This is a genomic window from Methylophaga sp. F-2 (assembly GCF_056859315.1).
On sequence record NZ_JBSXOF010000020.1, the window covers coordinates 60,959 to 83,166 of the forward strand.

General features: G+C 44.6%; 20 protein-coding genes. 11 read left to right on the forward strand and 9 right to left on the reverse strand.

The features are described 5' to 3' along the window. On the forward strand, positions 1-1,149 hold the full coding sequence (locus AC13DA_RS14040; protein WP_284450500.1) for an alpha-hydroxy acid oxidase: 1,149 nt from the start codon (positions 1-3) through the stop codon (positions 1,147-1,149). Here AC13DA_RS14040 and AC13DA_RS14045 read toward each other — a convergent pair. The 4 genes from AC13DA_RS14045 to AC13DA_RS14060 are packed head-to-tail and all read right to left on the reverse strand — an operon-like array spanning position 1,123 to position 4,506. Continuing rightward, on the reverse strand, positions 1,123-3,342 hold the full coding sequence (locus AC13DA_RS14045) for a PilZ domain-containing protein (RefSeq protein ID WP_284450501.1): 2,220 nt from the start codon (positions 3,340-3,342) through the stop codon (positions 1,123-1,125). The genes AC13DA_RS14040 and AC13DA_RS14045 overlap by 27 nt on opposite strands. Positions 3,343-3,349: 7 nt before the next feature. Continuing rightward, the gene (locus AC13DA_RS14050; protein WP_284450502.1) at positions 3,350-3,619 is read right to left on the reverse strand and encodes a BolA family protein; all 270 of its coding nucleotides are present in this window, start codon (positions 3,617-3,619) and stop codon (positions 3,350-3,352) included. Then, on the reverse strand, positions 3,616-3,915 hold the full coding sequence (locus AC13DA_RS14055; protein ID WP_284450503.1) for a YciI family protein: 300 nt from the start codon (positions 3,913-3,915) through the stop codon (positions 3,616-3,618). The genes AC13DA_RS14050 and AC13DA_RS14055 overlap by 4 nt, the downstream gene beginning before the upstream one ends. A gap of 12 nt (positions 3,916-3,927) precedes the next feature. After that, complete coding sequence (locus AC13DA_RS14060; RefSeq protein ID WP_284450504.1) at positions 3,928-4,506, reverse strand: septation protein A; 579 nt, start codon at positions 4,504-4,506, stop codon at positions 3,928-3,930. Positions 4,507-4,559: 53 nt separating this feature from the next. Here AC13DA_RS14060 and AC13DA_RS14065 point away from each other — a divergent pair, with 53 nt between their 5' ends. The 4 genes from AC13DA_RS14065 to clpB all read left to right on the forward strand — a co-directional run bounded on the left by AC13DA_RS14065 (position 4,560) and on the right by clpB (position 9,369). Next, positions 4,560-5,393, forward strand: a complete 834-nt coding sequence (locus AC13DA_RS14065) for a PHP domain-containing protein (RefSeq protein ID WP_284450505.1) — start codon at positions 4,560-4,562, stop codon at positions 5,391-5,393. A gap of 30 nt (positions 5,394-5,423) precedes the next feature. Beyond that, positions 5,424-6,047: an L-threonylcarbamoyladenylate synthase gene (locus AC13DA_RS14070; RefSeq protein ID WP_284450506.1), complete on the forward strand. Its 624-nt coding sequence runs from the start codon at positions 5,424-5,426 to the stop codon at positions 6,045-6,047. 4 nt (positions 6,048-6,051) lie between these two features. Further along, positions 6,052-6,714, forward strand: a complete 663-nt coding sequence (locus tag AC13DA_RS14075) for a lysophospholipid acyltransferase family protein (protein WP_284450507.1) — start codon at positions 6,052-6,054, stop codon at positions 6,712-6,714. Positions 6,715-6,783: 69 nt separating this feature from the next. Then, on the forward strand, positions 6,784-9,369 hold the full coding sequence (gene clpB, locus AC13DA_RS14080; protein WP_284450508.1) for an ATP-dependent chaperone ClpB: 2,586 nt from the start codon (positions 6,784-6,786) through the stop codon (positions 9,367-9,369). Between the two features lie 60 nt (positions 9,370-9,429). Here the strand turns inward: clpB and cynS are convergent, their stop codons facing one another. The 4 genes from cynS to AC13DA_RS14100 all read right to left on the reverse strand — a co-directional run bounded on the left by cynS (position 9,430) and on the right by AC13DA_RS14100 (position 13,923). Continuing rightward, positions 9,430-9,870, reverse strand: a complete 441-nt coding sequence (gene cynS, locus AC13DA_RS14085) for a cyanase (protein ID WP_007144563.1) — start codon at positions 9,868-9,870, stop codon at positions 9,430-9,432. Positions 9,871-9,917: 47 nt separating this feature from the next. Next, positions 9,918-10,760 (reverse strand): formate/nitrite transporter family protein, encoded by an 843-nt coding sequence (locus tag AC13DA_RS14090; RefSeq protein WP_007144564.1) that lies wholly within the window; start codon positions 10,758-10,760, stop codon positions 9,918-9,920. A gap of 191 nt (positions 10,761-10,951) precedes the next feature. Then, positions 10,952-13,057, reverse strand: a complete 2,106-nt coding sequence (locus tag AC13DA_RS14095; protein WP_284450509.1) for a putative bifunctional diguanylate cyclase/phosphodiesterase — start codon at positions 13,055-13,057, stop codon at positions 10,952-10,954. A 35-nt stretch (positions 13,058-13,092) separates the two neighbouring features. Further along, a complete protein-coding gene (locus AC13DA_RS14100) occupies positions 13,093-13,923 on the reverse strand; it encodes an SDR family NAD(P)-dependent oxidoreductase (protein ID WP_273178930.1) in 831 nt (276 codons plus the stop codon). A 114-nt stretch (positions 13,924-14,037) separates the two neighbouring features. Between AC13DA_RS14100 and AC13DA_RS14105 the strand changes: the two genes are divergently transcribed. After that, positions 14,038-14,871: a CheR family methyltransferase gene (locus AC13DA_RS14105; RefSeq protein ID WP_273178928.1), complete on the forward strand. Its 834-nt coding sequence runs from the start codon at positions 14,038-14,040 to the stop codon at positions 14,869-14,871. Here AC13DA_RS14105 and AC13DA_RS14110 read toward each other — a convergent pair. After that, entirely contained in the window at positions 14,868-15,545 is a 678-nt protein-coding gene (locus AC13DA_RS14110) for a DUF4126 domain-containing protein (protein ID WP_284450510.1), read from the reverse strand. The genes AC13DA_RS14105 and AC13DA_RS14110 overlap by 4 nt on opposite strands. 58 nt (positions 15,546-15,603) lie before the next feature. On the opposite strand from AC13DA_RS14110, the gene AC13DA_RS14115 reads away from it, so the two are divergent. The 5 genes from AC13DA_RS14115 to AC13DA_RS14135 are packed head-to-tail and all read left to right on the forward strand — an operon-like array spanning position 15,604 to position 22,203. Next, positions 15,604-16,362, forward strand: a complete 759-nt coding sequence (locus tag AC13DA_RS14115; protein WP_007144569.1) for a Nif3-like dinuclear metal center hexameric protein — start codon at positions 15,604-15,606, stop codon at positions 16,360-16,362. A 6-nt stretch (positions 16,363-16,368) separates the two neighbouring features. Further along, positions 16,369-17,727, forward strand: coding sequence for a YihY/virulence factor BrkB family protein (locus AC13DA_RS14120; protein ID WP_284450511.1), 1,359 nt, complete (start codon positions 16,369-16,371; stop codon positions 17,725-17,727). Continuing rightward, positions 17,724-18,953, forward strand: a complete 1,230-nt coding sequence (coaBC, locus tag AC13DA_RS14125; RefSeq protein WP_284450512.1) for a bifunctional phosphopantothenoylcysteine decarboxylase/phosphopantothenate--cysteine ligase CoaBC — start codon at positions 17,724-17,726, stop codon at positions 18,951-18,953. The genes AC13DA_RS14120 and coaBC overlap by 4 nt, the downstream gene beginning before the upstream one ends. Beyond that, positions 18,925-19,380, forward strand: a complete 456-nt coding sequence (gene dut / locus AC13DA_RS14130; protein ID WP_007144572.1) for a dUTP diphosphatase — start codon at positions 18,925-18,927, stop codon at positions 19,378-19,380. The genes coaBC and dut overlap by 29 nt, the downstream gene beginning before the upstream one ends. Before the next feature lie 18 nt (positions 19,381-19,398). Beyond that, positions 19,399-22,203 carry a phosphomannomutase/phosphoglucomutase gene (locus AC13DA_RS14135; protein ID WP_284450513.1) on the forward strand — a complete coding sequence of 935 codons (2,805 nt, stop codon included), beginning with the start codon at positions 19,399-19,401 and terminating at the stop codon, positions 22,201-22,203. The last annotated feature ends 5 nt before the right edge of the window (positions 22,204-22,208 follow it).

Consider the following 22,208-nt stretch of genomic DNA (forward strand, 5'->3'; position numbering starts at 1 on the left):
ATGGCTGAGGAAACCAAGCATATTCTGCAAGCTGCGTTATCGGCTATTCCGGCCAGTATCAGACGTGCGGTTGATTATGAAATCCTGGCAAAAGACTTTATTGCCGATGATATTTGGGCTTATATTCAGGATGGCGCAGATAAACCCGGTCAGGACCAAATAAACCGCCAGGCATTTGAACGCTGGCAATGGTTGCCTCGTCGTTTACAGCCTATTCATCAGGGCAGTGCTGAAAGTCATTTATTAGGTCAGTTACATGCCTACCCGATGTTGCTTGCACCTATTGCTTATCATGGTTTAGTGCATCCGCAGGGCGAGTTGGCGATGGCGCAAGCTGCAGCAGCATTACAAACAGGCTTGGTAGTCAGCTCTTTAGCCAGCAGACGATTGGAAGATATTGCGGAGACGTTTTATGCCACTGCAGCAGAAATGCAGATTGAAGCTGCCCCGTTATGGTTTCAACTGTATTGGCAAGCGGATATTGAGCAAAACAAACAACTGATTGAACGCGCCGTTAAGGCGGGCTATCAAGCTATCGTCTGGACCGTGGATGCCCAATACAAGCGTTCAGAATTTCAATTACCTGAGGGCGTGACTGCTGTTAATTTAGTGTCAGATTCTCAGGAAAAATACACCAGTCATGTGCTGGATAAACACATTGTGTTTCAATCCAGCCTGGCCCAACAAGAAACCGATTGGGCAACACTGGATTGGATAAAACAACAGACCTCACTGCCTGTGATCGTTAAGGGACTTTTAGCCCCGATTGATGTTTTAACGGCTCAACAAAAAGGCGCTGATGCGGTGGTGATCTCAAATCATGGCAGTCGGGTATTGGTGGATGCGGTCTCCCCCCTAAGTGTTTTGCCAGACATTAAAAAGGCATTAGGTAACGATGCAATGCCACTGATTGTCGACAGTGGTATTCGCTCTGGTAATGATATTGCTAAAGCACTGGCATTAGGCGCTGATGCCGTATTATTGGGACGCCCGCAATTATATGCGCTTGCGGTTGCAGGCAGCCTGGGTGTGGCTCATCTGATACATTTGTATCGTGCCGAGTTAGAAATGACTATGGCACAACTGGGCTGTGATTCTGTTGCTGCGCTTAGCCCTGATTATTTATGGGATGTGCTCCGAAGCAGATGAGTTTGCATACACTAGCTGAATTAACGGTGTAATGTCAGTCAGTTCAGCGATAGCGAATAATTCACTGAGCTGCTGGCGAATGCGTTTTATACGATGGGCTTGTTTACTACGCTGCTGATTCAGTTGTGGTAACAGATCAGTTTGTTTATCAGCTTCCCGACGACTGATTGGGCTGATATAACATTGAAAGGCATAAAATTGCTTAGCGGTCAGTGCCCGCTGTAGAAATCGATCTTTATCGTGTTGTGCAATAAATTGGTGATCAAACATCCATTGCCATTGATCCTGGCTATTTCCGAATCCATATAGCGCTGTATTGAGCGACTCCCCCTCTTTTGCTTGAAAGTTTTTAACTTGCTCATGAAGTTCTGCCAGGTGAACTTCCATCGATAACCAAAAGTTATCTGATTGCTGATGCGCATTGTTGAGTTCAGTGCAGCCAACGATATAGATGCGTCTTTGGCCTGATTCATCAGCACCTAAAAATAAAGGAATCGATTCTGCTGTGTCGAGAAGGGAAGGTATGAACAAGCGACTTTCATGGCCTTGAAGGAGATCATCCTGATTTTGCTTCAATTGTTGCTGGTTGCTGGCAATAACGTGGTTAAAAAACTGGTCCTGACTCGAGGAGCAGTGTTCCTGAATACGTTCAAAGCCGAGTTGATAACGATTTTTCCAACGTTTCTTATTCTTAAGTTGATACGGGATGCGTTGCAAACTGACTTTTTTAGTCTGGCTTTGCCAACGAGGAAAGTCCACATAAACCACTTTATCCAGACTTACCTCAATACTGAGTGGCAATGTGACAGATAAACCATGACTTGAAACATCAATGCTGGTGGTTTCCCATTGTTGTTCATTGATATGAATGGCAACTGGGGTGCGAATTTGATAGCGCTGAACTTGACGTTTAATGATATGACTCAACGCATAAGGTGTCGGTAAGTCATTTAATTCCCATATAGGAATGTCATAGCATTCGGGTTGAGCCACGATTCCTTTTTGGGCATCAGCAATATACGGTGTAAGTGATTGTTGTAAATCAATCAAATGAATGGCGTATTGTGGGCGATTCAGATTATTGGCTAACTGTTGAGCATAGCCTGGCATCTCTTCTTTTAAAGCACTTATTGAGGTCGTAGACAAGATTTCGTCAATCTGGATCGGACTTCTGAGCATCAGAAACAGCTGTTGATGATTGATTGCGGCATTGTGGAGTAACGCAATGACTTGCTTTTCTGATTTTAATGGCGAGAAACATACCTGTTTTTTATCCATCAAAATCAGTAGTTTTTCTTGTTGTTTTTGATCGGGTGCCGGCAGACTTTCAATCAGCGTGCTCAGGCTGGTTTGCCATTGTTGTGTCTGCCATTCTGCTTCTACACCGCAAAAAATAGCCTGATAATCTGGGTAGTCAGCATGTTGTACTTGCCATAATACCGGGTACGCAAGGTGATTGACCCAAAGGCGCCGATAAAAGGCTTTCTGTAAATTGAGTACCTCATACTCGGTATCAATATGCCGTTGCTTGGCTTGCTGCTCAATGAACCCAGACATCCACTGAGTAAATTCAGTGTCGGTATTTTCCTGGGTCAGGATCAGTGTTGAATAGGCTTCATCGTGCTCCAGCTTTAATATGATGTAGCGCTGAGCAGAGAGGAATGACAGTCGGTGTTTTTCTGATAGTTCACTGAACTCAACACTGACTGAGTCACCCTTGTGCAATGTGTAACTGCGTTTTAACGTGACCCGTATCGCCGTTAAGGAGATATTGACGGTGTGGCCGCTGTATAAAACATCGGCGATACGAAGTTTGACCGGCGTACTGAAGTTGAGTCGTTGTTCTGTGCGGGAGAAATTTTCATCCAATATCAGACGTTGAATGGTTGGTTTATTCTTTTCTACTGATTCTTCGAGTGTATTTGTTTGCTCTAGTTGTTTGATGGTCTTCAATACAGCTTCGTAGACAGCTACTGTATAGCGCCCCTGAGTACGATTCATCAGTTGTTTAACCAGCAGATAAGCTCTGTCATCAAGATAGTGGCGACGACCACCAAACTCGTAGGCCTGACACTCACCGCTGACTTTACCTCTTAAATCAATAATTCGCAGACAGTCTTTATTCAGACGCTGTTTCTCTAATCCCTGCAAAAAGGCTTGGTTTTTTTGCTTAAGATCAGCGTGTTCTGCCATGTCGGTATTATTGAGACTGATATTCGGCAGGCGTTTTTGCCTGAATGCTTAAGGCATGAATTTTCGATTTCATCAGCGCTTCGACCTGCTCAAAAACGAGACGATGACGTTTGATAAGGGACAAGCCTGTAAAGGCGTCGCTGACAACCAGCAGGTTATAGTGACCACCACCTGTATTACCGGCATGACCAGCATGTTTATCACTGTCATCCTCAATTTCAATGACTTCAGGGGCGAGTGTTTGCAGTGCTGTTTTGATTTCGTCAATGGTACTCATGGTAAGACTTTTTTAAAGGGTTTTACGGTGACTTTAGCGTAGACCTCGGCATCAATATACGGATCATCCGCTGCCCAGGTTTGTGCTTGTTCCAGACTATCAAACTCAGCCACGACCAGACTGCCGCTAAAGCCAGCATCGCCAGGCGCTTCACTGTCAACGGCAGGATGAGGACCTGCCAGAACTAAACGCCCCTGATCCTGTAATGCCTGAAGACGTTCTAAATGAGCGGGTCTTGCAGTAAGACGCTTGGCAAGACTGTGAGGGTAATCTTCACTAATAATGGCGTATAACATGATTGTTAGTCCCTATTTTTTCACTTCTACAGCGTGTTTTGCCAGATAGATGGATTGAGCAACAACAAACACAATGGTAAGACCCAGCATGCCAAATAATTTGAAGTTGACCCAGGTCGCTTCATCAAAGTTGAAAGCGACGTAAAGGTTGACCAAACCGGATAAAACGAAAAAAGCGACCCAGGCCAGATTCAAACGGGTCCATATTTTTGCCGGCAGTTGAATATGATCCGCCATCATTCGTTCTAAGAGCGATTTATCCGTGAACAGATAAGCCCCAATAAAGACTAATGCGAATAACCAGTTGACCGCTGTCGGTTTCCACTTAATAAAATCTGGATTGTGTAACCACAATGTCAGCCCGCCCAATACCAAAACTAAGGCCAGGGTAATTAAATGCGCACGTTCCACTTTTCTGAACAGCAACCAGGTAATACACACCTGTAATAAGCTGACCACAATCATGACCGCTGTGGCGACATAAATGCCTTCTAATTGGTAGGTAACACCATTAAATGTGTAGTCTCCGCCGCCAAACTTATAAGCAACAAAAAACAACACAATAGGCAGGAAATCAAAGAATAATTTCATTTCATTTTTTCACATCAAGCAGGATGACTGCATTCTATCGTAAAATAGTACTTATGACTCAGTTTGACTTACATACCCATTCCACAGCCTCTGATGGCTCACTGTCGCCTGAAGCCCTAGTGGCTCGCGCTAAACAACAAGGTGTCACGCACCTTGCGTTGACCGACCATGATGGAACAGAAGGTATCAGGCTGGCTATGGCAGAGGCTCAGCTGCAGGATGTGGTTTTGATTCCAGGGGTGGAAATTTCCGTCAGCTGGAATGGTGCCACAGTGCATATCGTGGGACTGCAGATAGATATCGATAATGAAGTTTTACAACAAGGTTTATCAGCATTGCGAGATTATCGCCGTCAGCGTGCGATAGATATTGCGACTCGATTAGATAAAGCCGGCATTCATGGTGCTTATGAAGGCGCCAGCCAGTATGCCTCTGAAACGATGCTTGGTCGGGTGCATTTTGCCCGCTTTTTAGTCGAAAAAGGCTACGCAAAAGATATGAAAGATGTCTTTAAGCGTTTTCTGGTTCGTAATAAACCGGGTTATGTCACGGGGCATTGGGCCAGTCTTGAAGATACCGTCAACTGGATTACCGGCGCAGGCGGGCAGGCCGTTATTGCTCATCCTGCACGTTACAAAATGACCGCAACAAAACGCCGGAAACTCGTGGCAGAATTCAAAGCATTGGGTGGTTCCGGAATCGAGGTTGCCTCTGGTGCGCAGCATCCAGAGGAAGTCAGAACAATGGCAAGGTTAGCAACCGAATTTGATTTGTTAGCTTCAGCAGGTTCAGACTTCCACAGCCCAGATAATAGTTATACTGAACTAGGTAAAATGACGGTGTTGCCGCCAAATGTGACACCCATCTGGTCTACATGGGTGAATTAAGCCCTTAATCTTTATAAGTGTGATTTTTATATGAGCCAGTTTTTTCAAATACATCCAGACAACCCTCAGGTAAGACTGATCAAACAGGCTTGCGAAATCATTCGTCGTGGTGGGCTGATTGTGTATCCAACGGATTCAGGCTATGCATTGGGGTGTCAGATTGGTGATAACGATGCAATGGAACGTTTGCGTCGAATCCGTCAGTTAGATGCCGAACATAACTTCACGTTGGTGTGTCGTGATTTATCAGAACTCTCGACCTATGCGAAATTCAATAATGCGGTGTTTCGTTTATTAAAAGCCTATACGCCAGGACCATATACCTTTGTTTTACCGGCGACCAAAGAAGTGCCTCGCAAGTTACAGCACCCCAAACGTAAAACCATTGGTTTACGTATTCCGGAACACACAATTGCGTTGGCACTGCTGGAAGAACTGAATGAACCCCTAATGAGTTCAACCCTGATTTTGCCAGGCGATGATATGCCCATGACGGATGCCGAAGATATTGTCGATGCCATTGGTAAACAGGTGGATTTAATTATTGATGGCGGTGCCTGCGGTGCCGAGCCAACCACCGTGGTTGAATTTGTCGATGACTTACCTGAAGTCACCCGACATGGTATGGGAGATACAACCCCATTCGAGAGCTAAGCACATGTGGGTAACGCTTATTCTCTTATTAGTCTTTTTTGCTGTCTGTCTATCTAAGTCACGCGCTGACTGGGGTGGTATTTATGTGAATTGGCTGGATGGTCTTACCCGTATTCTTTGTAAAGTGTTACATCGCCATCCCGGTCTGGTTTTACCCTTGCCTGAACACGGTCCTGCGATTGTTGCTGCTAATCATGTTTCTGGCCTCGATCCCCTATTATTAATTGCGGCTAGCCGTCGACCATTACGGTTTTTAATTGCGGCTGAAGAATATCATCGGCCTGTACTTCACTGGATTTTCAAAGCCGCTGGTTGTATTCCTGTTGATCGTCAAGGCCGGGCTGAACAAGCACTTCGTGCAGCGAGACGGGCTTTGGAACAGGGAGAAATCATCGCCTTATTTCCGCATGGTAAAATTCATTTAGATACCGACCCACCAAGAGCAATAAAAGCAGGTGTCATTCGCTTGGCAATATGGACAAAAACGCCAATTTATCCGGTGCGATTGGATGGGATTACAGCGCAAGGACAGGTGTTACTCGCGCCCTTTGTTCCCAGCCATGTTCAGATCCGTGTTGGCAAACCTATATCACCTTTGCAGGAAATCGATGAGCTTAAAGCTCAATTAACAAGCTATATCGAAACGTTGCAAAAACATCCGCATTAGCTCTCTTGATTTTTATCGAGGCTTCCCCCATTTCTGTATTAACTTACTTTTTCAGGGGAAATACCTCGTATGCAAATAGATAAATTAACCAGTAAATTCCAGGAAGCGCTCGCGGCTGCCCAAAGTATGGCTGTAGGGCAAGATCATCAGTTCATCGAACCCGTGCATTTAATGCTGGCTTTACTGCAACAACAAAATGGCAGTGTGAAACCTATTCTGGCTCAGAGTGGTGTTAATGTTGCGGCTTATCAAGCTGATTTAGACCAGCAGTTATCACGACTGGCTCAGGTTGAAGGTGGTAATGGTGATATCCATGTTTCACAAGATTTAAGCCGATTATTGAATCAAACGGATAAGCTGGCACAGCAACGTCAGGATCAATATATTTCCAGTGAACTGTTTGTATTGGCGCTGGCGGAAGATAAAAACCAACATGGTGAATTACTTCGCAAACATGGCGGTAACAAAACAGCGATTAATGCCGCTATTGATAAAATTCGTGGAGGGGAGCGAGTGACCGATCTAAACGCAGAAGAGCAACGCCAAGCTCTGGAAAAATACACGATTGATCTAACAGCAAGAGCTGAAGCGGGCAAATTAGACCCGGTGATTGGTCGTGATGATGAAATTCGTCGCACTATTCAGGTCTTACAGCGTCGTACCAAAAATAACCCTGTCCTTATCGGTGAACCTGGGGTGGGTAAAACCGCGATTGTTGAAGGGTTAGCACAGCGTATCGTCAATGGCGAAGTACCGGATGGTATGAAAAACAAACGGGTTTTAGCTTTGGACATGGGCTCGTTGATTGCCGGTGCCAAATTCCGTGGTGAGTTTGAAGAACGCTTGAAGGCGGTTTTGAATGATCTATCGAAACAAGAAGGTCAGATCATTCTGTTTATCGATGAAATTCATACCATGGTTGGGGCCGGTAAGGCTGAAGGCGCAATGGATGCCGGAAATATGCTCAAACCTGCGCTGGCACGTGGTGAGCTTCACTGTATCGGTGCCACAACCTTAAATGAGTATCGCCAATATGTAGAAAAAGATGCTGCGCTGGAACGTCGTTTCCAAAAAGTGATTGTCGGCGAGCCTACGGTGGAATCGACGATTGCGATCTTACGTGGTCTGGCAGAGCGTTATGAAGTGCATCATGGGGTGGATATTACGGATCCGGCGATTGTTGCCGCAGCGACGTTGTCTAACCGTTACATCACAGACAGAAAACTGCCTGATAAAGCGATTGATCTTATCGATGAAGCAGCGAGTCGTATTCGTATGGAAATTGACTCCAAGCCAGAGGTACTGGATCGGCTTGAGCGTCGTTTGATTCAATTAAAAATTGAACGCATGGCACTGAAAAAACAAAGTGATGATGCTTCCAAAAAACGGCTTGAAACGCTCGAAACTGAGATGAAAAAACTGGCCAGAGAATATACCGATCTGGAAGAGGTCTGGAAGTCTGAGAAAGCGTCGTTACATGGCAGTCAGCACGTGAAAGAAGAGCTGGAAAAAGCGCGACTGGAATTGGATGCTGCCAATCGTAGTGCCGATTATGAAAAAATGGCCAAACTACAGTATGGACGTATTCCAGAGTTGGAAAAACAGTTGAAACTGGCAACAGAAGCCGAAATGCAGGAATTCACTTTACTGCGTAATAAAGTCGGTGAAGAAGAAATTGCTGAAGTCGTCTCTAAATGGACGGGTATTCCTGTATCAAAAATGCTGGAAGGCGAACGTGACAAATTGTTGAAAATGGACGACGCCTTACACGAAACCGTGATTGGTCAGGATGAAGCGGTCACTTCAGTGGCCAATGCGATTCGTCGTAGTCGGGCAGGTCTGTCTGATCCCCATCGTCCTAACGGATCATTCTTATTTTTAGGGCCAACCGGAGTAGGTAAAACGGAGTTGTGTAAATCTCTGGCTAACTTCTTGTTTGATACACAGGATGCGATGATTCGCATTGATATGTCAGAGTTTATGGAAAAACACTCGGTTGCACGTCTGGTTGGTGCACCGCCTGGCTATGTGGGTTATGAGGAAGGTGGTTATCTGACAGAAGCCGTCAGACGCAAACCTTATTCAGTGATTTTGTTAGACGAAGTGGAAAAAGCCCATCCGGATGTCTTTAATATTCTGCTTCAGGTACTGGATGATGGCCGTTTGACGGATGGACAAGGGCGTACTGTGGATTTCCGTAATACGGTAATTGTGATGACTTCGAACTTGGGATCGAGTGTTATTCAGGAAATGGCGGGTGAAGAAAATTATGACGCGATGAAAGCCGCGGTGATGGAGATTGTGTCACAGCATTTTCGTCCGGAGTTTATTAACCGTGTGGATGATGTGGTGGTGTTCCACCCATTACAACAAGCACAAATCCGTGCGATTGCCGAGATTCAGTTATCACATCTGCGAGCAAGATTAGCAGAGCGAGATATGAAACTGATGTTATCCGATGAGGCATTGGACTTGATTGCCTCGGAAGGCTTTGACCCTGTGTATGGGGCAAGACCGCTGAAACGGGTGATTCAGCATGAGATTGAAAATCCACTGGCGCAGGATTTATTGTCAGGTAAGTTTTCTGCTGGTGATACTGTCAACATTGAAGTTGAAGCGGATAAGCTGGTGTTCAAAGAGCTCAAACTTCACTAAAACCTGGGCAAAAAAAGAAGGGAGAAAACCGTAGTTTATCTCCCTTCACCAAGGGGTAATCTACCAGGCTTTATAGGGTAAAAATTTACCATTCATGGTCACGACAACACGATCACCTTTGGGGTCGTGTTCTCGTTCTACGGACATATTAAAATCAATGGCACTCATAATGCCATCACCAAACTTTTCCTGAATGACTTCTTTCAGGGTGGGGCCATATACCCCAACAATTTCATAAAGACGATAAATCAACGGATCTTTAGGCACACTCTCATCCCAATTTTTGATTGGGTAGGCCTCAAGAGCTGTTTTGACTTCTGCTGGTAACTCCAGAAGTTCGCATAAAGCACGTGCTTTTTCTGCTGGCATGCTATTCATTCCCAGACAAGCTGAGGTGGTCCAGACTGTAGACATGCCGATGACTTCGGCAATCTTTTCCCACTGTAACTGCTTATTTTCTTTCGCCACCATAATGGCTTGTGTCATTTCCAGCTTATTCATTATGTTCCTCGCGTTTTTGGAATTAATTCATTTTCAGTAGATGAAGGTTAATTTGCCGTCACTTTGTTATCGGGCTTAATCACACGGCTACGGGTTGGGCCTGGTTTTAGATGGGTGGCATAGAGCACCATGCCCGTTAACAGCAGACCGCCAACTAAATTGCCTAAAATAACGGGGATTTCATTCCAGATTAACCAGTCAGCAATGGTGATAGGAGCGCCCATCATCATGCCAAGTGGGAATAAATACATATTCACGACAGCATGCTCAAACACCAGACCAAAGAAGATAAGAATGGGCATCCACATCGCGATAACTTTACCGATCACATCTTTTGACAGCATGGCACCGACCACACCGACAGATACCATCCAGTTACATAAAATCCCTTTAACAAATACCGTTAACCAACCTGCGGCTCCATGTTCAGCAAAGCCGAGGGTTCTGGCTTCAGCTGCTTTGGCAATGGCTTGTCCAGCCGCACCGGGCTCCGTGGTAAATGCAAAAGTCCAGGCAATGCCGATCAACACTGCTGTTGTTAAAGCGCCTAGTAAATTACCCAAAGCAACCAGTCCCCAGTTTTTTAGTAAGCCATTGAATGTTGCCCCTGGCCGTTTATCAAATAAGGCCAGAGGCACCAGAGCAAATACACCGGTTAATAAATCAAAGCCCAATAAATTGAGAATACAAAACCCGACGGGAAAGATTAAGGCGCCGACAATGGGAATACCGGTTTGGACGGCAGCCGTAACCGCAAGAGCCACAGCAATAGCTAAAATGGCGCCAGCCATAAATGAACGTATTAATACGTCACGGGTGGCCATAAATAATTTTGACTCACCCGCATCTACCATTGTTTTTACAAACTCACCTGGGCTTATATAAGACATAACCGCTATTTCTCCACACAATCACGATGATAAAAAGATAAGACTAAATTGGCATTTATTATGCCAATTTTAAAATTAATTATTTATCAATGGGTTATTGGTTTTTTTTGGAGAGAGGGTGATACGTTTTTGCACCATATTGAATGTTTTGATCCTGCATGGTGCAGGAAGACATCCAGTCGTGATGCCGTTTAATGTGTTCCGGATAACAAGTCTTGTTGAGGTTTGCCGATATAAAAACCTTGTGCAAAGTCGACGCCGTAGTTCTGCAGGATAGTAAGAATGGCTTCGTTTTCGACAAATTCAGCAATGGTCTTACGTCCTAAGCCTTTGGCGACATCTATCAGTGCCTTAACAAACAGCTGATCATCCGCATTGATATCCAGATTTTTGATGAAAATACCATCAATCTTGATAATGTCGATGGGTAATTCACGCATATAGTTGAATGAAGCAAAACCAACACCAAAATCATCCAATGAAAAACGACAGCCCAGCGCTTTTATTGCTGTCATCATCAGTTTTGCCTGATACAGATTGGCAACCGCAACAGTTTCAGTAACCTCGAAAATCAAGGCACTAGGATCGACATCAAAGCGCTTAATTAATTTTTTAAGGTATGGCAATAAAACGGGTGTATCAACAACCGCGCCGGACAGGTTGATAGCAAACTCCACTTTTGAGCCTTGTTTCTGCAATTCACCTAATTTTTTTATGCTGTGGTGCAGTACGTAATGATCGATACTTTGTATCAGTCCAACTTCTTCAGCAATCTCGATAAACTTACCTGGTAAGGTGATTTCCTGGGTTTCAGGGTTTCGCATTCTGACCAACACTTCATAATGCTGGATTTCATTATTACTCAGGTTAAGAATGGGTTGGAAATATAAAACAAATAGATGATTCTCCAAGGCTTCTTCGATTTTCTGTTTCCAGTAAACCCTTTTTTGTAGCTGTTCACGGCTTTGATCATCGAGCGAAAAAATATGATAACGACCTTTGCCGTTAGCTTTAGCCCGATACATGGCTAAATCCGCAAAGCCCATCAGCTCGTTGGTTGTGGCATCTTGTAGAGGATAATTGACGATACCGATGCTGGCGGAGATTGTATGACGCACAGATGCATAGTTCAGATGAATGGTTGAAAGCTCAGCCAGTATCTTTTCCGAGAGTGTAATCGCACCGGCCTCGTCACTTTCTGGCATGATGACGGCGAACTCATCACCACTTAAACGTGCAACAAAGTCAGTAAAACGGGTGATTCTATTGAGTGCTTTTGCAACTAGCTTGAGCGCTTCATCACCAGCTCGGTGACCGCTGGTATCATTAATATCCTTAAAGCGGTCGAGATCCAATAACAAAAGTGTGCTGTTGTGCTGATAGCGAATCGCCGTTTGCAATGATTTTTCAAACTCTTCAGTAAATTTTCTTCTATTACATAAATCGGTTAGAGGATCATGTTCAGCCATCCATACGATACGTTTTTCTGCTGCTCGAGTTTGAGTGTTATCCAGTCCTACTGAGAGGATCATGGTTTCTTCGTTATTCCTTTCTACGCGCGAATGAAACCAGGAAATTTGTTTTAAGCTACCTGCTTTATCAACAAGTTCGGCTTCTTGCTGGGCGATCTGAATATTACCAATTAATAGTTCTTTCAAAATATTATTGGTTTCAGACCAGTGACCAGGAGGGAAGAAGCGAGCCACATCCGATCCTTCCACTTCTTCACGACTAAATCCCGTTAACTGCTCTCCATAATGGTTGAACAAGTGAATCACCTGTTTATCATCGGATGTCATTACGATCATCTGTGCCGTATCAACAAGTTGAGTGATGAAGTCGCGTTCGTTCTTTAGTGCTTGATGTGCTCTAAAAACAGCTTTATTGCGCTGAGAAACTTTGTCTTCCAGAGCCTCGAGTATCGTTGCCAGATTACATAGCTCTTGTTTCAGATTGACAATGGCATGGTCTGAATTGTTTTCATTAACAGACTCGCATTGTTCGCGGGCCTCAATAAATTTTTTACTGGCAACCAAAGGAACGGAGAGGGTGAGTTGACCTATGTCATCGAAGCTCGATTGAATAGAACGAGTGAGGTGACGTGATAGAAATAGGATAAGGAATAAATAACAAACAGAGCTTATTGTCGCTGCAATCCATTTGATATGTGAGACAGTCGGGAAAAGATAAGGTATCAAAAAGAATGCGCTAACAGTGATAACAGCGGATAAAACACTGCCTGCCAGAATGCGGTTTCTGGTGATGATAACCGTGTTTGAATGTGTGGTATCTCTCATAGTGACAGCTTATTCATCATGCGCATCCTTTCAGGCTAGCTATCTGAAACCTTTCGGCACAACCAGTCTAATACAGCAGCCGGTAGCAGTCTCTTACTATATGCAAAAAGATAAGTAGGAAAAGTGACGTAGTAACGCCTTTTGGGTTTTTTTGCCTCTAGCGCATGGATACATTTTTTAACAACGGCATCTGCAGGTAGAGTAAAAGGCGCTGCTGGGCCTTTTTTCTTGAGCCTCGCTTCCATCGCTTGATAGGTTTCCTGATGGGCACTGTTTGTTTTATCAATATGCTGAAGATACTTCGCATAGGCGTTATCACGAAACCGGCTGGTTATCGGGCCAGGTTCAATCAAACTGACATCGATATTCGTGCCATGAAGCTCTATCCTTAGCGTATCGGCCAAGCCTTCTATAGCGAATTTACTGGCGTTGTATGCACCACGGTAAGCCAAAGCAACTAGTCCCAATACCGAGCTGTTATAAATAATGCGTCCATAACCTTGTCGCCGCATATGTGTGATAGCGAGGTTAGTAAGCTGTTGTGTACCAAATACATTCGTTTCAAACTGTTCTTTTAAGGCCGTTCGCGATAAGTCTTCAACAGCACCAGGCTGTCCAAAAGCGGCATTATTAAACAGTCCGTCTAATTGATTATTGAGATAGATTAATGCTTGCTGAAAACCTGTGCTAACGCTGTTTTCATTCGCCAAATCCATGATGATGGTGTAAATACCATGTTGCTCAAGTGATGTTTTATCGCTGTCATTACGGACGGTGGCGACGACTTTATAACCACGCTGATGTAATGTGATTGCAGCACATAAACCAATGCCACTTGAGCAACCTGTGATAAGACATGTTTTCATTTGATTAATTTATCTTTCCTAAACTATTTGTCACTTTATCGGATGTAGGGGTAAATGTTTAAGTATATTGTCCGATATGCTATATATTCCTTTGATACTTAACCCTGGGACACTATGCAGACGCAAGAAATAACGGATATTGATTACCAACGCTTTAAGCGTTTCTTGGAAGATGCCTGCGGCATTCTTCTCGGGGATGGCAAGCAATATCTCATTGTTAGCAGGCTGACACGACTGCTCCGTGATGAAAATATCGCTAGTCTGTCGAATTTAATTTCGGCTGTTGAGCGAGGACAGCCTCATCATCTGCGTGATGCCGTTATTGATGCGATGACTACTAACGAAACCTCGTGGTTTCGTGATGTTCAGCCATTTGAAACATTAGGTCAGGTCATTTTTCCAGAATTAGACAAACTGCGTAGTAGCTCACTCAGAATCTGGTCAGCGGCATGTTCATCCGGTCAGGAACCATACACTATCAGCATGATGTTAAGTGAGTACTGTCGTAAATTCCCATCTAACAGAATCGCTTCCAGTCAGATTATCGCAACAGATATTTCAAGCTCAATGCTGGTGCAGGCTAAAAAAGCTGAATATGAAGATGTGGCGGTTGGCCGGGGCTTATCCGATCAGCGTCGTCAGCAATTTTTCACTAAACAGGGTGATCGTTGGCGTGTAATAGATGAGGTTAAACAACGGGTTAGTTTCAGACCTCAGAACCTGCTGCAAAGCTTTGGTACATTAGGCAAATTCGATATTATTTTTTGCCGAAATGTACTGATTTATTTTTCTGCTGATCGAAAAAAAGACATTCTGCAACGGATGGCACAATCGTTAAATAAAGGTGGCTATTTATTCCTGGGAGCATCAGAAACGATCAGTGGTTATACCGATGCCTTTGATCTTGTTCGCACACCACATAGTACGGTTTATCGCAAAAAAGATTAGTGCGGATCGTGTTCAATTTTCTTGACCGGTGGGGTCGTCTCAGTTGGAATTGGCTCAACAGGATTGCTCTCAGTCGGTTTTGTTAGTCCCAGCCATGCGCCAACTTTCTGAAAAATCGCTTTTAGTAAGCGCCACAATCTTGGTAAAAGCCAAATCATCAAAACAACAAACACCACCAGTGCAATCAAAAATAATACCGGATGGTGAAGCGCCGTCCATAATCCAGCAATAACTAATAAGTCTTCGCTGATGGATGCTGCCCAGTTTGTAACAGGCTCAGGAGAGGTATTAATCAATAAGCGACTGCCTGCCTTAGTTGCATGGCTGCCAGCGGCCAGTGTACCTCCTAACAACGCTGCGGTTAGTTCCACTGCCGGGCTGACATCGCCAACCGCGCCTGCAGCTAACATCGCCCCTGCTGGAATTCTGATGAAGGTATGCATGGTATCCCAGCCGGAATCGACGCCTGGAATCTTATCAGCAAAAAATTCAACACAGTACATAAAGCCTGCTGCCGCCATCACCATGGGATCGGTGAGCAGCTGGAGTTCATCAGGCAATACAATATTGCCGGTCGTGCCCATATAGCCGAGCATAAATATGGTCGCGTAGAGATTGATCCCGCTAGCCCATGCTGCTCCCATACTGAGTGCAATAATATTGACTGCTTCCATTGATTGCTCTCCATTTTGTTATAGTGATGACTTACTTAAGCCATAGGGATTTGAGTTGATGATAACCCGAACTGAATTTCTCGCCTATATCAATCATGTTTTGGAACCTGAGCGTTTTAATGATTACTGTCCCAATGGTCTTCAGGTTGAAGGTCGGGAAGAGATTACGACGCTGGTTACTGGCGTGACAGCATCAGAAGCCTTGCTTGAAGAAGCGATTGAGTTAAATGCCGATGCGATATTGGTTCATCATGGTTATTTCTGGCGGGGAGAGGATGCCCGTATAATCGGCATGAAACAGCGCAGATTAAGACTGTTGCTTGAGAATGATATTAATTTAATTGCCTATCACCTGCCATTGGATGCGCATCCGACGCTGGGCAATAATGCACAATTGGCTGAGTTGTTAGGCATCGAAGTCGATGGACGTATTTCTGGCATGGGAGAGCCGGCAATTGGCTTATGTGGTAGTTTGCCGGAGCCCTTATCGTTATCTGCATTCAGCAGTCATGTTCGGCAAAAATTAAAACGCGATCCTTTAGTGATACAAGGGCATGACCGACCGATTACCACGGTTGGTTGGTGCACGGGCGCCGCTCAGGGGTATCTACAGTATGCTGCTGAGCTTGGGCTGGATTTGTACATTAGCGGTGAGATTTCTGAACCAACTGTACATATGGCACGTGAATTAGGCATTAACTACATGGCTGCCGGCCATCACGCGACAGAGCGATATGGGGTGAAAGCCATGGGAGAAATGCTGGCAGAACAGTTTGATATCGTTCATCATTTTATTGATATAGATAATCCGGTTTAGGTACTCATGTTGAATTCCGTCTTAAATACTTATCAGCAACAGCGTCATCGTGTTCAACGTTTTTTTGACAGCACATTGTGGGAAGACCTGCCCGAGGATGCTTCACCCTTATGGCGGTTTTGGGTTAATGCGATTCGCGTGACTTATATTATGGTTCGGGAGTTGGCGACGGGTGAGCTGAATTTGCGCGCTATGAGCTTGGTGTTTACAACCATTCTTTCTTTGGTGCCACTCATTGCCGTTGCGTTTTCGGTTTTAAAAGCCTTTGGTGTCCATAATCAAATGGAACCTATGCTGTTGAGCCTGCTGGAACCATTGGGCGATCGCGGCCCGGAAATTACCGAAAATATTATTCGTTTTGTCCAGAATGTGAAGGTCGGTGTTTTGGGATCTATTGGTGTGGCTATGTTGTTCTACACCATCATCGCACTGGTTCAGAAAATTGAGAATGCGTTTAATTTTGTTTGGCGCGTAAAGCGTTCACGCTCATTAGCTCGACGTTTTACTGACTATCTTAGTGTTGTGATGATTGGACCAGTGTTGATTTTTTCTGCACTTGGACTCGTGGCAACCGTTGTTAATCATGAATTCGTCAAGCAGTTGAGTAGTATCGAGCCATTTGGGACCTTGCTGGTCATCGGTACTAAGTTATTACCTTATTTAATGATTATTACGGCATTTACGTTTTTATATAAATTTATCCCAAATACCAAGGTAAAATTCAGCCCGGCATTGATCGGAGCATCAGTTGCCGGTGCCTTGTGGATTGGCGTGGGTACGGTGTTTGCAAAATTTGTGGCTTCCTCGTCCAACTACACGGCGATCTATTCGAGCTTTGCGATTTTGTTTTTCTTTATGATTTGGCTGTATCTGGCTTGGTTTATTTTGTTGACAGGTTCTCAGGTTGCGTTTTATCTGCAGCATCCTAAGTTGGTGAGATTGGCGGGGAAACCATTAACCTTAAGTCCACGTTTACGTGAGCGTGAAGGTTTGTGGTTGATGACGGTGATTGCAAGACGATTTTGCCAAAATTTGCCGCCGCTCACCATACAGCATCTGGAAGAGCAAACGGGACTGACCAATAATGCCTTACAGGACTTACTCAGTAGTCTTGAGAAAGGTGGGTTTCTTGTTGAAGTCGCTGGTGATGAAACTCGATATGTACCTTCATCTGATATCGCCACCATTAAAGTGGCCGCTTTATTAAATTGTTTACGTACGGCGGAAGAGAATAGTGCCTATCACGTTAAAGGTGTTCTGGATAAAGACGTGAACAAGTTACTGAAAGACATTGGTGATGCTCAGGCTGAGGTATTAGGTGATCTAACGTTACGTGAGCTTGCTATGAGGAAAGAGGGAGAATGAGCGACGTCTCATCATTAAATGGTAAGAAGATTGTTATTGGTGTCACCGGTAGCATTGCCGCTTACAAAGCAGCAGATTTAATTCGACGCCTGAAAGATTTTGGCACCGAGGTGCGTGTCATGATGACAACGGGCGCGGCTGAATTTATTACACCGCTGACATTGCAGACCTTAAGTGGTCACCCTGTGGCGATGACCTTGTTAGACGCCGACGAAGAGTCAGCAATGGGACATATTGCATTAGCACGCTGGGCTGATTGGATTCTGATTGCCCCTGCCACGGCGGACTGTCTTTCCAGACTGGTTTCTGGTCGTGCTGATGATATTCTTGCAGCCGTTTGTCTGGCAACAGAAGCGCCGATTGCCGTCGCACCGGCAATGAATAACAAAATGTGGTCAAACGCAGCAACGCAGAGCAATTTAGCATTATTAAAACAACGTGGCGTCAGTGTGATTGGTCCAGCCAGCGGTAATCAAGCTTGCGGCGAACAAGGCGAAGGTCGGCTGCTGGAACCATTAGATATTATCTATGAATTAGACCGTTTAATGGTACCGGGACTGTTGGCTGGGAAACAGGTGGTAATTACTGCCGGCCCAACCTATGAGCCGATTGATCCTGTGAGATTTATTGGTAACCGTAGCTCTGGAAAAATGGGCTTTGCTATCGCGCAGGCTGCTAAAGAAGCCGGGGCGAAGGTGACTATTATCGCCGGGCCGGTTCAATTAGCCACACCTACAGCGGTAAGACGTATCAATGTTGAAACGACAGAAGAAATGGCCTTAGCTGTTGAGGATAGTCTCGATGCGTGTGATATTTTTATCAGTTGTGCGGCTGTTTCTGATTATCGTCCCATTCAGGTTCAGCAAGAAAAAATTAAAAAAAACTCAGAGCAGTCGATACAAATAGAACTTGAACCGACGATAGACATTGTGTCTACTGTGACAAATCGACACAATAAGCCATCATTTGTCGTAGGATTTGCAGCTGAAACACAGAATTTAACGGAATATGCAAAATCCAAGTTAGCACGAAAAAAACTCGATATGATTGCGGCTAATTTGGTTGGAGAAAATCAGGGGTTTGCTGTGGATGATAATGCGTTGCATATTATCTGGACCGACGGCGAGCAAACATTGCCACTGATGCCTAAAACGCAGCTGGCAAGAGAACTAATGACATTAATAATAAAAAGATTCTATGCAAAAAATTCAATTAAAAATTCTTGATCCAAGACTGGGCGACAGCATTGCTCTTCCTGATTACGCAACGTCAGGTTCTGCAGGGTTAGATTTGCGAGCCTGCCTTGATGAGCCCGTCACACTGGCGCCTGGTGAAACCGTTTTAATACCTACTGGCCTTGCTATTCATATTGATGATGCCACGCTGGCTGCTGTGCTGCTGCCACGATCAGGCTTAGGCCATAAGCATGGGATTGTGTTAGGAAACCTGGTTGGATTAATAGACAGCGACTACCAAGGCCAGGTGTTTGTTTCATGCTGGAACCGTGGCACAGATAAATTTGAAATCAGTGTGGGAGAACGTATTGCGCAAATGGTTTTTGTTCCCGTTGTACAGGTAGGGTTTGAGAAGGTCGATGAGTTCACCTCGTCGGAGCGTGGCGCAGGTGGGTTTGGACATACTGGACGTCAGTAGTAGTCAAAGGGGATTGGCATGGCCATGATGGAAAAGCTGGGAAGCAAGTTTGTTAGTGTTCTTTTGCTACTGGTTATGCTTTTAGGTGTCAGTGCTGCAGTTGTTTTCATCAATACGCAAGCCAATACCACTCAGCAAAATACTCAGCGTGAGAAGAGTCAACAAATTGTTAATGCTGTCATAGCGAGTTATCAGCAACAAATTAAAGAATGGCAGCAAACAGCACTTAGCCTTGCCGAGTTAACCGAAACAAAGCAGCTCGCTAACACCAAGAATATTTACGATGTTGATGATTGGAAAAATCTGGCCAACCGTTTTTTTCCTTCAGCTAAGGCCATTTGTTTAATCACCAGAGAATATGATGCGCCAACAAATGAAGGGTGTTTGCCCATTTCTTACGTATCACTGAAAAGTTTGAGACAAATAACTACGCAGACGCAAGCTGATGTTGCGATGATTATGCAAGATGGAAAAGCCGATCATATTTTGCTGGCGGCGAGAGTACCTCTTGATGATAAGCAGCAATATGCAGCTGTTGCGATTGCTTTGAAACCAACGGATATTCAACTGATTAACCCAGGGCTGGTACCTGACGCATATATTGAGATCAGCCAAGGGGATTTACCAACAGGTCTTCTTACCACAATAGGTGACAGTCAATATAAACAAGCCGAACCCGTTATATCTCAACCCATACCTAACTCTTACTGGCAAGTGAAGCTGTGGTCGGTAACCACGAGTGCTGGAACACCATTATGGTTGTTTCTCGCGCCTGTTATGATTTTGATTGTACTGATATGGATGCTCAGAGATTGGTGGCAAACGAAATTATTACACTCTGATGCTAATAGATTAGAAGAACAGCTCAGAGACCTGCAAGAAGTTAAGCTGAAAACAAAGTATCCATTAGTTTTCAGTGAGTTGTATGGTGTCAGAGAGCTGATCCAACAACTTGCTATACCAGAGAAGAAACGGGCTTTACCTGTTGAAGAACCGCTTAACACATTTGTCATTGATGAAACTGAAACACTGGAACGAAGTGAAACACTTGTTGAAACGCCGCCAGAGGTTCGGGAAGAGAGTGAATCATACGATAGTGACGTGATTGATTACGACAGGCCATATGAGCAAGAATCCTTCGTTGATGAGGACTCTACCGCCCCTGAACAACACGTATCGAGTCTAAGTCTGGATGAAACCGTGGCGAATAATTCAGATTTACTTGAGCTTAAGCTGACGGATGATGAAACACCAACAGACGATGTAGAAACTTCTGTTTTTATTGAGCCTGAATTTTCAGCAACAGAAAAGTTGTCACTTGAACCTGAAATCGATCTGTCTTCAGAGCCTTATGATGAAACAAAAGAAATTTTTCACGAAGATACTCAACAGAGTCTCCCGGCAACAGAAAAGAAACTGGAATTAAATCCACCCTCAGCACAACATCTGCCAGATGAAGCTATTTTCCGAGCTTATGACATCCGTGGGATTGTGGGTGAACAGTTAACTGTGCCTGTGATGACATTGATTGGCCGAGCGGTTGGTAGTCAGATGATCGCTCAAGGTGTCACAGAGTTAGTGGTGGGCCATGACGGCCGGCTAAGTAGTCAGCCGCTGGCAAAAGCATTTATGCGTGGCGTGACCAATACCGGCTGTAACGTTATCGACCTAGGTCAAGTTCCCACTCCGGTTGTTTATTTTGCTTGTGAGTATTTAAAAACACGTTCAGGAGCGATGATCACCGGTAGTCATAATCCGGCTAATTACAATGGCATTAAATTGGTCATTGCAGGTAAGACGCTTGAAGGCGATGAAGTCCACGCACTCTATCGGCGTATTAAACAAGGTGCATTTGAGACCGGCCGTGGGAATATTACGGCGAATGATGTGACGGAAGCTTATGTTCAACGGATCAAGTCAGACATTAAACTCGAACGTAAACTAAAAGTTGTCGTAGATTGTGGCAACGGTGTCGCCGGTAAAGTATTACCAAAAGTACTAAAAGAAATTGGTTGTAATGTCATCGAGTTATTCTGTGAGGTCGATGGCCGTTTCCCAAATCATCATCCGAATCCGGGGGAACCCGAAAACCTTAAATCCTTGATCTCAGAAGTGAAGTCTACAGGTGCGGAACTGGGTATTGCTGTGGATGGGGATGGGGATCGTCTTGGCGTGGTAGATACAGAAGGAAATATTATCTGGCCAGATCAGTTGATGATATTGTTTTCACGAGCTGTTCTGGAGAAATCCCCTGGCGCCACAGTCCTTTATGATGTAAAAAGTACGAGTTTGCTTGAGGGCGTGATACGCTTTGCTGGTGGTGAGCCAATGATGGTGCCATCCGGACATTCTGTTATCAAAAACAAAATGCAGCAGTATAATGCCGCACTGGCTGCTGAAATGAGTGGACATTTCTTCTTCAATGACCGCTGGTATGGCTTTGATGATGCGACTTATGCAGCTGCAAGGCTGGTTGAGTTATTATCAGCAGATCCCATGACTCGAACGCCTACTCAATTGTTTGCTGAGATTAGTCAACGTGTTTCCACTCCAGAAATTATGGTGAATATGCCATATCCTGAAGCGAAACGTTTCATGACCACACTTCTCAGTAATTTCAATGCCGAAGGTGGTGATATTTCTACTGTGGATGGTATCCGCGTGGATTATGCTGATGGTTGGGGACTAGTGCGAATCTCAAATACACTTCCTGCTTTAACCTTAAGGTTTGAAGCGACAAATGACGTTGAATTGGAAAGAATTAAACAGTTGTTCATTGAACAAATGCAACAAGTGAAACCCACGCTAACATTAAAACTATAATTTAA